13 protein-coding genes and 3 pseudogenes are annotated in these 13,340 nt (G+C 70.4%); 6 read left to right on the forward strand and 10 right to left on the reverse strand.

The annotated features are described in order from the left end of the window. Nucleotides 1–14: 14 nt before the first annotated feature. Complete coding sequence (locus tag TR46_RS10105) at nucleotides 15–620, forward strand: PadR family transcriptional regulator (RefSeq protein ID WP_042397195.1); 606 nt, start codon at nucleotides 15–17, stop codon at nucleotides 618–620. A 21-nt stretch (nucleotides 621–641) separates the two neighbouring features. On the opposite strand, the gene TR46_RS10110 is transcribed toward TR46_RS10105, so the two are convergent. The 5 genes and pseudogenes from TR46_RS10110 to TR46_RS44120 all read right to left on the reverse strand — a co-directional run. Further along, nucleotides 642–1,436: an SGNH/GDSL hydrolase family protein gene (locus TR46_RS10110; RefSeq protein ID WP_042397198.1), complete on the reverse strand. Its 795-nt coding sequence runs from the start codon at nucleotides 1,434–1,436 to the stop codon at nucleotides 642–644. Next, a complete protein-coding gene (locus TR46_RS10115; RefSeq protein ID WP_042397482.1) occupies nucleotides 1,433–1,834 on the reverse strand; it encodes a nuclear transport factor 2 family protein in 402 nt (133 codons plus the stop codon). Before TR46_RS10115 ends, TR46_RS10110 begins: the two co-directional genes overlap by 4 nt. Before the next feature lie 277 nt (nucleotides 1,835–2,111). Continuing rightward, nucleotides 2,112–3,169 (reverse strand): annotated as a pseudogene (locus TR46_RS10120) (ArsR/SmtB family transcription factor). 319 nt (nucleotides 3,170–3,488) lie between these two features. Further along, nucleotides 3,489–4,613: pseudogene (locus TR46_RS44115) on the reverse strand (ATP-binding SpoIIE family protein phosphatase); the annotation flags it as partial. A gap of 213 nt (nucleotides 4,614–4,826) precedes the next feature. Further along, nucleotides 4,827–5,330 (reverse strand): annotated as a pseudogene (locus tag TR46_RS44120) (ATP-binding cassette domain-containing protein); the annotation flags it as partial. A gap of 58 nt (nucleotides 5,331–5,388) precedes the next feature. On the opposite strand from TR46_RS44120, the gene TR46_RS40880 reads away from it, so the two are divergent. Beyond that, complete coding sequence (locus TR46_RS40880) at nucleotides 5,389–5,634, forward strand: hypothetical protein (RefSeq protein WP_152626394.1); 246 nt, start codon at nucleotides 5,389–5,391, stop codon at nucleotides 5,632–5,634. A 52-nt stretch (nucleotides 5,635–5,686) separates the two neighbouring features. Here TR46_RS40880 and TR46_RS10135 read toward each other — a convergent pair whose 3' ends face one another. Further along, nucleotides 5,687–6,676 carry a zinc-binding dehydrogenase gene (locus TR46_RS10135; protein WP_042397203.1) on the reverse strand — a complete coding sequence of 330 codons (990 nt, stop codon included), beginning with the start codon at nucleotides 6,674–6,676 and terminating at the stop codon, nucleotides 5,687–5,689. Nucleotides 6,677–7,031: 355 nt separating this feature from the next. Here TR46_RS10135 and thpR point away from each other — a divergent pair, with 355 nt between their 5' ends. Further along, nucleotides 7,032–7,619, forward strand: a complete 588-nt coding sequence (gene thpR, locus TR46_RS10140; protein WP_042397207.1) for an RNA 2',3'-cyclic phosphodiesterase — start codon at nucleotides 7,032–7,034, stop codon at nucleotides 7,617–7,619. A 265-nt stretch (nucleotides 7,620–7,884) separates the two neighbouring features. Here the strand turns inward: thpR and TR46_RS10145 are convergent, their stop codons facing one another. From TR46_RS10145 to TR46_RS10155, 3 genes are all read right to left on the reverse strand, one after another. Next, nucleotides 7,885–8,550, reverse strand: a complete 666-nt coding sequence (locus TR46_RS10145; protein WP_042397211.1) for a hypothetical protein — start codon at nucleotides 8,548–8,550, stop codon at nucleotides 7,885–7,887. Nucleotides 8,551–8,667: 117 nt separating this feature from the next. Then, a complete protein-coding gene (locus TR46_RS10150; protein ID WP_152626395.1) occupies nucleotides 8,668–9,408 on the reverse strand; it encodes a hypothetical protein in 741 nt (246 codons plus the stop codon). A 90-nt stretch (nucleotides 9,409–9,498) separates the two neighbouring features. After that, entirely contained in the window at nucleotides 9,499–10,044 is a 546-nt protein-coding gene (locus TR46_RS10155) for an RNA polymerase sigma factor (RefSeq protein ID WP_063770565.1), read from the reverse strand. An 87-nt stretch (nucleotides 10,045–10,131) separates the two neighbouring features. Here TR46_RS10155 and TR46_RS10160 point away from each other — a divergent pair, with 87 nt between their 5' ends. Then, the gene (locus TR46_RS10160; protein ID WP_042397218.1) at nucleotides 10,132–11,040 is read left to right on the forward strand and encodes a serine/threonine-protein kinase; all 909 of its coding nucleotides are present in this window, start codon (nucleotides 10,132–10,134) and stop codon (nucleotides 11,038–11,040) included. A 187-nt stretch (nucleotides 11,041–11,227) separates the two neighbouring features. Here the strand turns inward: TR46_RS10160 and TR46_RS42190 are convergent, their stop codons facing one another. Next, nucleotides 11,228–11,380, reverse strand: coding sequence for a hypothetical protein (locus TR46_RS42190; RefSeq protein ID WP_161790107.1), 153 nt, complete (start codon nucleotides 11,378–11,380; stop codon nucleotides 11,228–11,230). Between the two features lie 337 nt (nucleotides 11,381–11,717). Here TR46_RS42190 and TR46_RS10165 point away from each other — a divergent pair, with 337 nt between their 5' ends. Together TR46_RS10165 and TR46_RS10170 are read left to right on the forward strand one after the other, a co-directional pair. Continuing rightward, the gene (locus TR46_RS10165; RefSeq protein ID WP_042397223.1) at nucleotides 11,718–12,656 is read left to right on the forward strand and encodes a MerR family transcriptional regulator; all 939 of its coding nucleotides are present in this window, start codon (nucleotides 11,718–11,720) and stop codon (nucleotides 12,654–12,656) included. A gap of 204 nt (nucleotides 12,657–12,860) precedes the next feature. Then, nucleotides 12,861–13,301: an Lrp/AsnC family transcriptional regulator gene (locus TR46_RS10170; RefSeq protein ID WP_042397488.1), complete on the forward strand. Its 441-nt coding sequence runs from the start codon at nucleotides 12,861–12,863 to the stop codon at nucleotides 13,299–13,301. Nucleotides 13,302–13,340 lie beyond the last annotated feature (39 nt).

Below are 13,340 nucleotides of genomic sequence, written 5' to 3' on the forward strand. Positions count from 1 at the left end.
GCTAGGCTGGCGGCATGGCCCTGCGCAACGCGATCATGTCGACCCTCCTGGACGGCGAGGCGTCCGGTTACGACCTGACGAAGGCGTTCGACGCGTCGGCGGCGAACTTCTGGATGGCCACACCGCAGCAGCTCTACCGGGAGCTGGACCGGATGAAGGCCGAGGGGCTGGTCAGCGCCCGAGTTGTCGAGCAGGAACGGCGGCCGAACAAGCGGCTGTTCTCGCTCACCGAGGCGGGCCGCGCCGCGCTGCGGTCGTTCACGGCCTCGCCACCGCGACCGTCCGCGATCCGGGACGAGCTGCTCGTCCAGGTGCAGGCCGTGGACGCGGGCGACCCGGACGCCGTGCGCGCGGCGCTGCTCGAACGGCTGGTATGGGCGCAGGCCAAGGTGGCCCGCTACGAGCGCCTGCGGGCGCGGCTGCTGGACGGGCGTTTCGAGGACGAGTACCTCGCCACGGCCGAACGGATCGGGCCGTATCTGACCCTGATGCGCGGACTGTCGTTCGAGCGCGGGAACCAGCGCTGGTGCGAGCAGGCACTCGCCGTTCTGGACCGGCGGGCCCCTGCTCCGGCTCCTGCTCCGGCCCCCGCGCGGGATTCGGCGCAGGAGCCGGCCTGAGGGTCTCCGGGCCCGCGCCGCTCAGTGCACCGGGCGAGGAGCCCCGACGGGCCGCAGTTCCGGGCGCTTCGCGACCCTTCCGTCGCCCGAGGAGCGGCCGCGCAGGCGGCGCATCAGCCACGGTCCGAGGAAGGTGCCGATCCAGGCGGCCTCCCGGGTGGCTCGCCCGCGGAGCCCCGCTGCCGGGAGCGGAGGCAGCGGCTCGGCCCACCCGCTGTCGCTGCCGGGCAGCGCGAGCGCTTCGGCCGCCGCGGCGGCGATCCCGGCGTGGCCGAGCGGGCTGGCGTGCAGCCGGTCCGCGCTCCACATGCGCGGATCGGTCGTCACCTCGTGCGGGAAGAAGTCGACGACCGCGACGCCGCGGTGGCCGGCCGTGGCCCGGATGCGCGCGTTGAGGTCCAGGAGCCGGGGTCGCAGCCCGCGGGCCAGTGGCGCGATCCGGCCGATGTCGGGGAACGTGAAGGTGAGCACCCGTGCCTCGGTGGCGCTGAAGGCGGCGAACATCGCGTCCAGCTCCGCCACCACCTCGCCCGCGTCGAAGCCCGGCCGCATCAGGTCATTCATCCCGGCGACCACGGTGACCAGGTCCGGCCGCAGCGCGAGGGCAGGGGCGAGCTGTTCGGCCCGCACCTGGCCGGCGAGTCGGCCGCGCACGGCGAGGTTGGCGTAGAGCAGGCCGGGTTCGTGCCCGGCGATCGTCTCGGCCAATCGGTCCGCCCAGCCGCGCCATCCGGCGACCTCGTCACCGTCACCCAGGCCCTCGGTCTGGCTGTCGCCGACCGCGACGTAGCGGCGGAAGCCCGCGGTCGCGATCATGCCGTGGACGCGCCCAGCGCCTCGGCGGTGATCCGCTCGAACTGCACGCCCATCGCGGCGGCGAGCGCCTGCGCGCCGGAGAGGGGACGGACCATCACCGTCAACTCGTCGATCAGGCCGTCCTCGTCGACGTGAAGGAAGTCGCAGCCGTGCACCTCGCGGCCGTCGACGGTGGCCTTGAAGACGAACGCGTGGTCGCGGCCGCCGCCGTCGTTGATCTCGCGGACGTAGTGGAAGCCCTCGAAGACCCGTGCGGCACCGCGCAGGATCGCGGCGGTCATGGCCTTGCCCGGGTAGGGCTTGAAGACGACGGGGCTGGTGAAGACGACGTCCTCGGCCAGAAGGGCCTCGATGGCATCGTGGTCGCCGGCCTCAACGGCTGCGCGGAAGGGGTGCACGGCGGTCTCCATAGTCAACAAATTGAATAGTTTGCCTGCGCGTGAGCCTAGTCGCGCGATCCGGGCGATGTCGAGATGCACCGAACCTCGGCCGTCGCGAGGGCGCCAGGGCGTTCCGGGTGCGACCCCGGTGGCGGTCGCAGCGGTGTACAGGCCGTCGCCGAAGCGTGAGATGCCCTGGCCGGCGAAGAGGAGCAGGAAGTCGCGGTCCTTCAGCAGTGACATGCGGCCACTGTCGGGGTCCGCCCGGGGTCTGATCCACTTATTCGGCGGATGGCTAATCAGTGCCCTCGCCGTCGCCGTGCAGGAAGCTCTCCAGGCTGGGGGTCAGGCCGGCCACCTGCCCCGGCGCGAGCCGGTACAGCACGTAATAGCCCTCACGACGGCGCTCCAGCAGGCCCGCGTACGCCAGCACCCGCAGGTGCTTGGACAGGGCTGCCTCGCTCACGCCGACGAGCGGGGCCAACTCCTGTGTGCTGCGAGGGCGTTCGGCGAGCAGCCGCAGAGCGCGCAGCCGGGTGTCGTCGGCGAGCGCGCGAAGCGTGCCGACGAGCCTGGTCGGCGGAATCCTCGGGCGGGCCTCCCGGACGATCGACGAGAGGGGGAAGACGAGTCCGAGGGGCCACGGACCGTCGCAGTTGACGCGCACGTGCGGCCACACGTAGGCGCTGGGGGCGAGGACGAGCGTGTCGTCCGGGCCAATGGCGACCTCGTGGTCGTGCGGCCGCTCCAGCCAGAAGCGTTCGGCGCGCGGATCGCTGCGCACCTCCGGCCACAGGCCGCGGAGCATCCCGTACAGGCCGCGCTGCTCGATCTGGTGTCCGGCCTCGCAGACGCCGGCGGCGAGTTCGGGTTCGAGCCGTGCCCATTCCTCCTCGAACGCCTCTCGCCAGTAGCGCTGAAGCATGCTCAGGAATCGTTCGAGCAGCGCGCGGGGGTCCTCAAGGAGCATCGCGGCCATCGTCTCGTCGCTCTCCCGGGCGACCCGCTCCCGCAACAGGCGGCGCACCTGCGGCTCGTCCAGCAAGCGCGGATCCCTGCCCTCGCCGCCGCCCGGCCAGGGCGTGAGCAGGGGGACGGCGAACTCCAGGCGGACCCGGTCGGCCGCGGGAAGAGGAACTCCGGGAAGTACGAGCGCACTGCGTAGGAGAAGGCCTCGATCTCCCGCTTCAGCGCCGGGGACAGCTTGCGCATCGCCCGCACCCAGCCGTGCTGCACGGGGTGGTGCTTGGGCTCCACCAGCACGTGGAGACTGAGTACGGCTTCCATCACCGGCGAGTAGGCAAACCCCACCCGCTCCGCACCGCCGGCAGGGACCCGGAACACGATCGTCATACCCGCCATTCTTGCCACACGCCGTCCACGACCAGAAAGTCCACCGCGGGGGGCCTTCGAGAGTCGTTGTCGCCGGCAGTGACATCCCTCTGCGGCAAGCTGTGGGACCAGGCGGCCATGAGCTCTGGTCTCAGTCGGGCCAGATGGGCAGGCGTTGTCTGCCTGGCTCGGAGTCGCGCCTGACCGGCGCCGACACGGCCCTGGACGGCGCCGTCCTGTGCGGACAAGGGGCTCACCCGCTGAGCGCGCGTCGTACGGTCTGTAGGCCGGGCCCGCTGCCGGGCCTGATGCCAAAGCCGACCTCGAAGCGCACCCGGTTTCAGGGCAGGCGCTGCTCCGCCCAGATGACTTTTCCGCGGTCGGTGTAGCGAGTGCCCCAACGCTCCGACAGATGTGCCACCAGGAACAGGCCGCGACCGCCCTCGTCGGTGGTCGCCGCGTAGCGCACATGGGGTGAGGTGCTGCTCGCGTCGGCGACCTCGCAGACCAGGAACCGGTCGCGGAGCAGCCGGACCGTGATCGGGCCGATCGCGTGGCGGATGGCGTTGGTGATCAGCTCGCTGAGGATCAGCTCTGTCGTGAAGGTGAGGTCCCCAAGGTTCCAGCGGTCCAGTTGCCGCGCCGCTGCCGCGCGGATCCCGGTGACTGCGGCGGCCTCGGCGGGGACGTCGAAACAGGCCACGTGGTCGGCGGGAAGCCCCCGGGCCCGGGCGACCAGCAGGGCGACGTCATCGGGCGGTTCGCCGGCCGCGTCGGCGGCCAGCAGGGTGCCGATGACGGCGTCGCACAGGCGGTCGGGGGACTGGTCCCCCTCGTGCTGGACCACCTCACACAGGCGGTCCAGCCCGGCGTCGATGTCGCGGTCGCGCCGCTCGATCAGACCGTCTGTGTAGAGCAGGATCCGGGCGCCGTCCGGCAGGGGTAGCTCGACGGTTTCGAACGGCATGCCGCCGAGGCCGAGCGGGGGGCCTGCCGGAACGTCGGCGAAGGCCGCCCGGCCGTCCGGTTGGACCAGCAGAGGTGGGACGTGTCCGGCACGGGCCACCTCGAGTTGTCGGGCCACCGGGTCGTAGACGGCGTAGATGCATGTCGCCCCGATGATGTCGTTGTGGCCGCCGGCGGCTCCGCGTTCCTCGTCGAGGCGGCTGACCAAGTCGTCCAGGTGGGCCAGCAACTCGCCCGGCGGGAGATTGAGGTGCGAGACGTTGTGGACGGCGGTGCGTAGCCGCCCCATGGTCGCGGCGGCGGTGAGGCCGTGGCCCACCACGTCGCCGACGACCAGAGCGGTCCGGGCACCCGAAAGAGGGATGACGTCGAACCAGTCACCGCCCGCGCCGGCCAGGGCCGGCAGATATCGATAAGCAGCGTCGAGTGTGTCGAGCTTCGGCAAATCCCTCGGCAGGAGACTGCGCTGCAGTGCCGCGGCGAGGATCTGGTTGCCGGTTACGGCTGAGACGATCTGCTCCTGGCTTGTGTAGCGCGTCTCGAAGACCCCGGCCATGCGTCCCAGACGCAGCACCGCGACGCGGTCGGCGACCTCCAGGACGTCGTCGATGTTGTGCGTGACCAGGACGATCCCCAGCCCGCTGCTGCGCAGCCGGCGCACCAGGTCGAGCAGGAGGGTGCTTTGCCGGGGTTCCAGCCCGGCGGTCGGCTCGTCGAGCAGGAGGAGCGCGGGCTCGTCGATCAGGGCCCCCGCGATGGCGACCGACTGGCGTTCCGCGGCGGTCAGCGTCGCCAGCGGTGACCGCAGGTTGGCGATGCGTACCTCGAGGCTGTCCAGAAGCCGTCGGGCCCTGCGCTCCATGCCGACCTCGTCGAGCAGCCCGAAGTGGCGCAACTCGCGGCCGAGGAACAGGTTGGAGGTCACGTCGAGGTTGAGGCACTGCTGGGAGTCCTGGTGCACAGCGGCGACGCCCAGCCGTCGGACCGTGCGCGGCCTGCGCAGGTCCACTGGCCTGCCGCCCCATGTCGCGGCGCCGGCGTCCGGCGCCTCGAGTCCGGCCAGCGCCCGGATCAGTGTGGACTTGCCCGCGCCGCTCTCACCCACCACAGCGACCACCTCGCCCGCTCTTACGTCGAGGTCGACGTCTACAAGGGCCTGCACGGCGCCGAAGCGTTTGCAGACACCTCGCACGGAGAGAAGCGGTGATTCAGCCATGCGGTGCGATGTCCTCTCCTGGGTGCGAATCCCCCCAGTCTCCCGCAAAGCGCCCGGCTTGGCCGAGACCCGCGCGCAGGGCCGCTTCACCAGTTCGTCACGTCCGCTGGCGCTCGTCGACGTGGTCAGACACGGCGACGTCCTGAACCACCCGATCCTCAATGAACCCGGAACTCACCGAGCGGTCGAAGGCAAGACCGGCGCCACCGACCGCTGCGACGTCGCTGCTGATCGTGGGCACTACGAACGGGACCTCCTCATCGACAGCCGACCGCGCCTGCGGCGGGGCCTGCACCCCGGGTGAGTGAGCCCGTCGCACTCGGCGCCCCACCAGGGCTTGCGGGGCCCAGCGCTGCTCAGGGGATGAGCACGGTCTTCCCGACAGTGGCCCGGGCAGTGATCGCCGCATGCGCGTCGGATGCCTCGGCCAACGGGAAGCGCTGGCCAACGAGCGGGTGGAGTCGTCCCTCCGCCGCCAAGGCCAACGCCTCGCGGGTCTGACGCATCTGCACCTCTGGGCTGCGGTCGCTGGTTGGCGGGCCGAAGTAAGACGCCACGGTGATGCCGCGCTCGGCGACCACGGCTGGGTCCAGCTGGGTGATGCTCCCGCTGGAGAAACCGAAGATGACGAACCGTCCGCCCGGAGCCAGCAGCTCGAAGGCGTTCCGGCCGGTCTCCCCGCCCAGGGCGTCCAGGACCACGGTCACGCCCTCCCGGGCCGCCAGCCGGACCTGTTCGGGCCAGTCCGGCTCGGTGTAGTCGATCGCCGCGTCCGCACCGAACTCCCGAACCAGCTTCAGCTTCTCCTTGTCACTGGCCAGGCCGATCAGCCGTTCGGCGCCGGCCGCGCGGGCGAGCTGCAGCACCAGCGTGCCCACCGCCCCAGCGGCCGACTCCACCAGCACGGTATCCCCCTCTCCGATCCCGGCGGTCTCCACCAGCGCGACCGCCGTCCGGCCCGTGCCCAGCAGAGACACCGCCTCGGCGCTGCCCAATGTCTCGGGCAGCAGATGGATGCCCTCGACCGTGAGCACCGCCTGCTCGGCATATCCGCCACCGGTAGCGGTCTGGCCAGCCACTCGCCGCCCGATCAGCGCCCGGTCCACGCCCTCCCCGACCGCGCCGACCACCCCGGCCACCTCCCGCCCGGGCGTCCACGGCAACGCCTTCGGCGCGACCGGCGATACCCCTTGCAGTCTCCCGGTCACGATCTGCGTCTCCACAAACTGAATCCCGGCGGCTTCAACCTCCACCACGACCTCACCAGGACCAGCTACCGGATCGGGCACCTCCTCCAGCCGAAGCTCCTCCGGGCTGCCGAGCTGTCGCAACACGATCGCGCGCATAACGGGTGTCCTTCCCAACGTTGACCACACCGGCTCCGACGCTAGGCGGTAACCCCGCCCACTGCCTCGGGCCGCAGTCCTACCGCCACTCCGTCTTTGGCCCCACGACGCTCGGCATCCCTACGCTTGGTGTCAGCAGGACGGCAGCTTGACGTTCTTGATTCCACAGAATGGGGGGAAGTCCCGCGGCAGGCCACGCCACTTGCAGCCCTGGTCCACGAGATACCGCAGGCATCGACAATCTCCCGGTGGCAGTAGCGCTCCGGATGCCCGCCGCCCGTTCGCCTCGGGCCAGCGGCCGCGGTCAGCACCCCGTGCTCGGCGAGTCAGCAGCGGAAGGTGTTAGAAAGCCCTGGTGACCGATCATCCCCAGCAGCCATCCGCCGTACGCGTGTTCATCGCGCTCGCTCCGCCCGACGACGCGAAGGACGAGTTGGCGGGTGCTCTGCGGCCCGCCTACGAGCAGTACCCCCGCCTACGGTGGAACCGGATCGAGGACTGGCACATCACTCTGGCGTTCCTCGGCGAGATCCCGGTGACGGCTGTACCGGTCCTGCAGCCGGCGCTCGCCCGGCTGGCTGCGTCTCGCCGACCCCTGCGCCTGGGCCTGAACGGCGGCGGCCACTTCGACGAACGCCTGCTGTGGAGCGGCATCGAGGGCGAGCTCGAAGGACTCCACTTGCTCGCCGATGACGTCCGTAACCTGGTGCGGACGGCCGGTGTCACCTTCCAGGAGCGCCCGCTGCGCCCCCACCTGACGTTGGCCCGGGCACGCCGGGGTGAGCAGGCCGACATCCGGTCGGCGGCTGCGGGCCTCTCCCACTTCGCCGGCCGCCTGTGGCAGGCCGAGCGCCTCCACCTGGTGGGGAGCAACATCGGCCGTGGCCCGGGAGCCATCCACTACCGCGACATCGAGGCATGGCCGTTCGGCGGCGAGACCTGACCGGCGTTCCGGCGTGCGGCGCGAAACTGTGAACAGGTTCTGGCTGGTCAACAGCACGGCCGGCGGTTCGGGCAGCGCTGGCAGGTGCCTTACGGCCTCGATGGCACCCTCCCCCCGTGCTGCCCATGTCTGATCCTTCTCGGCGTAGACCTCATCTCATGCCAACTCGGGTCGCACGCAGGACATACACAAACTTCAGGGCAGGCCCAGGACCCGGCCGAACGGTGACCGGGTCCTCCTTGCTGCCCGACGGCGGGACCTCGGATCAGGAGGCCAGTCGGTTGATTGCGGCGGCGGTGATGCCCTGCATGTAGCCGGGGTCGTCGGTGGGCTGGCCGACGAGTTCGACGATGCCGACCCTGGTGCCGCTGCGGATCACCGCGACACCGCCGGAGACGACGCCGTCGCCGCTGTAGGACGGGTACCAGTGGCCCTCGCCGCCGGTGACGGTGAGCGCGTGGCCCGCGCCGTAGTGCCAGTGGCCGGCCGGCTCGTGCTGGCAGCCGCGCAGCAGCGCGTTCAGCTGGTTCTCGTACGAGATCGCCGACTTGGCGGTGGAGCCGTCCGCCGCGGCCTCGGTGAGCAGGCTTGCACTGGTGTCGAAGGTCCAGGTCACGTCGGCGTAGCCGGAGGCCTTCCCCTTGGTCAGCACGAGCATCGTCTCCTCGCCGGAGCAGGCCGAGAGGGCCTGCTTCCCGGCCAGGTCCACCGTCGCGCCGACCGGGCTCAGGCCCTGCTGGAAGAAGTCCTCGCTCTGGACGAGCGCGGCGGAGCCGAGGCCCGGCGCGGCGAGGGCGCGGGTGTCCGCGCTGGCGGTGGCGGACTGCGTGCCGATGCTTACCGTGATCAGGGCAGCGGCGACGCAGGCCGCCGAGCCTGCGATACGGCTGCGACGCGAGAACTTGTTCCTGGTTGCCCGGTTGTCGAACATCTCATCCCCCTGGAGGCCGGGACGCGCCTTGCGTCCTGGTACATCTGGGGAGATGCCGGCGGTGGCGGAAAAGTTGGATGGATTCCCGGGAAGGTTCACGCGGACCTGGAGCTGTGTTCAGAGCTGTGTCACGGCCGCGCGGACGATCCGCGTCATCGCCGTTGTGCCCAGGCAGGCGTCGACCTCCAGGACACCGTAGTGGGAGCCGTTCCGCATGACGGCGATGCCTCCGCACGGCTCCTTGCCCCGCGGCGCGCCCCCGGTGGTGTTCAGGTCGCCGTCGTAGGTACCCATCCAGCTCGCGGTGATGATGCCCGGGGCGACATCGACCGTGTTCGTCGGTCCGTACACCCAGTGGCCGACCGGTTCGGTCTGGCACGGCACTTCCTCCAGCACCAGGCGCTCGGTGAAGTTCGCGGCCAGTGCCTGGCTGCCGGCGTCGGCGGCGACCTCGCGTGCGACCTGGTCCTCGCTCCGCACCGCCAGGGTGGGGTCGGAGGTGTCGGTGTCCGTGGTCGTCACCAACCCACGGAAGTACGCGCTCTGCACTCCCAGGGTCTCTGCGAGGGTCTTTTGCCCCGCGCAGGCCGCGTTGGCGTAGCCGCCGTCCCCTACCCGGTCCCTGACATAGATGTGCCGGACGATCCCCACCTCGGTGAACTCGGCCGCAGTCAACAGGTTCCGGGCCGCCATGGGCCCGTCGGCGGCCTTCGGCGGTGAAGCGGCGGAACCCGGCGCGGACGACACTGCGGCCGGCGCCGCCGGGGCCGGAGAGCGGGCAGGCAGGACGTACCGGCCGGTCAACAGGCCGAGTCCAATGGCCGCCGCGAGAATCGCGACGATCATCCGGTTTCGCACAGCAGCACCTCCTGGCTCCTGTATGGGCTGACGTCCGGTGGGATCGGAAAGTTGGGACAGCCTTGAGGACTGCCTCAGCAGCCGCCGGCTTCAGAAGCCGCCGTCGAGGCGGTCGCGCATAAAGCGGCGGGCCTGGTGGATGCGGTCCTTGACGGTGCCCAGCGGTGCGTCGAGCATCTCGGCCACCTGGGCATAGGTCAGGTCGCCGAGATCACGCAGCACGAAGGACTCGACCAGGGCCGGGTGCTGCCTCTCCAGTGCGACCAACGCCTCCATCAGGTCCAGACGGGTCCCCGCGATGACGCTCGTCGTCCGCGGGTCCCGATTCTCGGGAAGGACCGCGTGGCTGTCCTCCGCGCGCCGGCTCATCGAGCGGTACGTGGACCTGGCGGCGTTCGAGGCGATCACGGTCACCCATCCGAGGAACGGGCCCCGTCCGCTGTACTCCGGCAGATGCGTGCTGATGGACAGCAGGGCATCCTGCGCGGCCTCCTCGGCGTCGGCGTGATGCGGCAGGAACCTGGAGCAACGGCGCACGACCGTGGGCCGAAGCCTGGTGAGCAGGTGCTCCAGCGATGCCCGGTCACCCGCCTGGGCAGCAGCCACAAGCTGTGTCAGTTCGCTGTCCTCCAGCACCTCGCTGCCCCCCGTTGGTCCGACCTGCGTCCACCTGACCGCACGGGAGTTCCCCAGCCCCCCACGCCTCGGGCAGAATGCTGCCATATGCAGAAGCTTGGCCGTTACCTCCTTGAGGACAGACTGGGAGCCGGTTCGTTCGCCACCGTCTGGAAGGCCTACGACCCCGAGCTGGACACCGACGTCGCCATCAAGGTCCTGGCCGACAACTGGGCGTCCAACGCCGACGTACGGGAACGGTTCCTGGCCGAGGCCAGGCTGCTCCGCAGGATCTCCAGCCCACGTGTGGTGCGCGTCCACGACGTCGGTGTCCAGAACGACCGGCCCTACTTCGTCATGGACTACGTGCGGGGCGGAACCCTGGCCGAGAAGATCGGCCGCTGCAGGCCCGCCGAGGCGCTCCAGCTGGCGGCCGAGGCCGGATACGCCGTCCAGGTGCTGCACAGCACGGGTGTCGTCCACCGCGACATCAAGCCGTCGAACATCCTGCTCGACGCCGACCGCACGCCGACGGCCGTACTCGTCGCGGATCTCGGCAGCGCCAAGCAGCTCGCGGACGCATCAGGCCTGACCGTGACCACGGGCACTCCCGCCTACATGGCGCCCGAGCAGGCCTTCCAGACCGGTGGGTTCGACGGTCGCGCCGATGTGTACGCCCTCGGTGTGATGACCTTCGAACTGCTGACCGGACACAAACCGTTCGGACCGGGAGGACGCGCCACCCTGATGGCCGACCAGGCGTCGACGTCCTCGTTGCCGACGATCCCCGGCGAGCTGGCGGTTCCCGACGGCATCGACGCCCTGCTCCGTGCTGCGATGTCCGTCGATCCCGGGGACCGACCGCAGACCGCGGAGGCATTCGCGGACGCGCTGCTGTCACCGGGGGCAGGGGACTGGGCGCCGGCCAGGTCCTCGGGACCGACTCGCTCGGCGGTCTGGCTTGCCGCAGGCGTGGTGTTCCTGGTGACCACGGCGCTGACCTGGCTGGTCCGCTGAGCTCGCCGAGCCCGTCGAGTAGTGTGCCGAATCCGCCGGACCTCCGTCACCGGCCGAGTGCGGCCAGGCCGCTCTGGTGACGTCCGCGATCAGGGCGTCGTCGGAGGACGTGCCCGCGGAACCGCGGTCGGAGAGGATCGAGACGACGATCGGGGCGCCCGCAACCGCGATGTCGTTGCGGGTGCCGTCATACGGCCGGTCCCGCCCGGGCCCGCGCGGAGATCACCACCGCGTCCCCGCGCTCCTCGACCGAACCAATCTCCACATTGGCAAGCCGCGGCAACAGCTTCAACATGTCATCCCACACCGGCAGCATCGCGCCAGCGCGGCGCGAAGTCACGGCCCCAGCAGATCCGATCACCGGCTACGAAAATCTCGCGTGAGCCAGGAACTGCACCCAACCCGGAATTTCTGGCAGGCCAAGCGGCGAGGGTCGTCGGCACCGAGCCCGCAGCGCCAGATGACAGTAGGCCTTGTCGAAAGGGCTCCGACGTCATCGTCCAGGACGGCGGCCCGGGCGTGTTCGCGCACGACTCCGCGATCACCAGCAGCGCCTACCGCGAGGATGGATCGTCAAGATCTGTGGATGGGACGCGGCTTGCCGATCCGCCGGAGTGGAACAGCGCGTGGGAGGCAGCGGTTGAGTCTCCAGCAAGGGGAGACGCGAGAGTGGGGGCATGGACGGCGACACGCTCTACTCGATCGGCGATCTGGCTCGGCGGACCGGGCTGACGGTCAAGACCATACGGTTCTACTCCGACTCGGGGATCGTGCCGCCGACCGGCCGCAGCCCGGCCGGCTACCGGCTCTACGACATCGACGCCCTCGCGCGTCTGGACCTCGTGCGGACGCTGCGCGACCTGGGCCTGGACCTCGCCGCCATCCAGCAGATCCTGGACCGGGAGGTCTCGCTGCCCGAGGTCGCCGCAGCACATGCCGAAGCGCTGGAGGTGCAGATCCGCACCCTGCGACTGCGGCGCGCGGTGCTGCGAGCGGTAGCCAAGCGTGGCTCCACCCCTGAGGAGACGGACCTGATGCACAAGCTCGCCAAGTTCTCCGATGACGAACGCCGACGTCTTATCAGTAAGTTCATCGACGACACATTCGGTGATCTCGATGCCAACCCCGAACTGGTGGCCATGATGCGTTCGGCCATGCCCGACCTGCCCGACGACCCCACGCCGGAGCAGGTCGACGCCTGGGTCGAACTCGCCGAGCTCTGCCAGGACCCGGACTTCCGGGCGTCCCTGCGCCGCATGGCCGAGTACCAGGCGGCCGAACGCGCCCAAGGCGACACCACGGGCCTGCACCACGACCTCACCGAAGCCGTCCGCGACCATGTGAGTCAGGCACTGGCAGCCGGTGTCGACCCGGCCTCGCCCCGGGCATTTCCTGTGATCACGGTCCTCATGGCCCGCTACGCGCAGGTCTTTGGCCGCCCGGACGACGCCGACCTGCAGCGTTGGCTGCTGACGCGCCTGGAGACCGCGAACGATCCCCGCGCGGAGCGGTACTGGCAGCTCCTGGCCGTGATCAACGGTTGGCCGGTCTCCGAGAGCCTGGCCCCGGTGTTCGACTGGTTCGTCCGGGCTCTGCGTGCCCACGCGGAGCGATAGCCTCCCGGCGGCCGCGGGATCGGGCACGGTGCGGGTCCATGGGCAGCCAGATGGGCGGCCTGCGAGTGCCCGGCCAAGGTAAGCGGCCCACCTATCGCAGCTGTTTTGATTGTTCTGACACTCGATTCTGCTGTCAATTGCTGGATTGTCAGCTGAAACAGCTGTATGGTCGACGCTGTCATGCCACCCGAGGAGGCCATCACCATGGACGACGTCGACCTCGCCATCCTGCGGGAACTACAGCGGGACGGCCGGATCCCGTACGCCGAGCTCGGGCCCAAGGTGGGCCTGTCGCCGTCGGCGGCCCGTCAGCGACTGCAGCGACTGACCGACGCCAAGGTGGTGCAGGTTGTCGGGGTGACCGATCCGATGGCCATGGGCGGCCAGTCGATGGCGATGCTCGGCCTGCGGGTCGACGGTGACCCACGGGTCGTGGCGGACGTCCTCTCGCACCACGAGGAGGTCGTCTACTCCGTCCTGACCTCCGGCTCGTTCGACGTGTTCGCCGAGGTCGTCTGCCGACGTCCGGCCGAACTGCTCGACTTCATCAATGACGTCGTGCGGCCCGTCGAAGGCGTCACGGCCGTGGAGAACTTCCCGTACTTCGGGATCCACACCCATCGCTTCCTCTGGGACGTCGACTGAGCGCACCCGGCCCGGACCGCACCGCCCCCGCCCCCACCC

It is taken from the genome of Streptacidiphilus carbonis (genome assembly GCF_000787775.1).
In the GTDB taxonomy this organism is placed as follows: domain Bacteria; phylum Actinomycetota; class Actinomycetes; order Streptomycetales; family Streptomycetaceae; genus Streptacidiphilus; species Streptacidiphilus carbonis.

Coding starts and splice junctions, on each gene's coding strand:
- TR46_RS10105 (WP_042397195.1), top strand. CDS start 15: ATGGCCCTGCGCAACGCGATCATGTCGACCCTCCTGGACGGCGAGGCG.
- TR46_RS10110 (WP_042397198.1), bottom strand. CDS start 1,436: ATGATCGCGACCGCGGGCTTCCGCCGCTACGTCGCGGTCGGCGACAGC.
- TR46_RS10135 (WP_042397203.1), bottom strand. CDS start 6,676: ATGCGCGCGATCGTGTTGCGACAGCTCGGCAGCCCGGAGGAGCTTCGG.
- TR46_RS10145 (WP_042397211.1), bottom strand. CDS start 8,550: ATGTTCGACAACCGGGCAACCAGGAACAAGTTCTCGCGTCGCAGCCGT.
- TR46_RS10160 (WP_042397218.1), top strand. CDS start 10,132: ATGCAGAAGCTTGGCCGTTACCTCCTTGAGGACAGACTGGGAGCCGGT.
- TR46_RS10165 (WP_042397223.1), top strand. CDS start 11,718: ATGGACGGCGACACGCTCTACTCGATCGGCGATCTGGCTCGGCGGACC.
- TR46_RS10170 (WP_042397488.1), top strand. CDS start 12,861: ATGGACGACGTCGACCTCGCCATCCTGCGGGAACTACAGCGGGACGGC.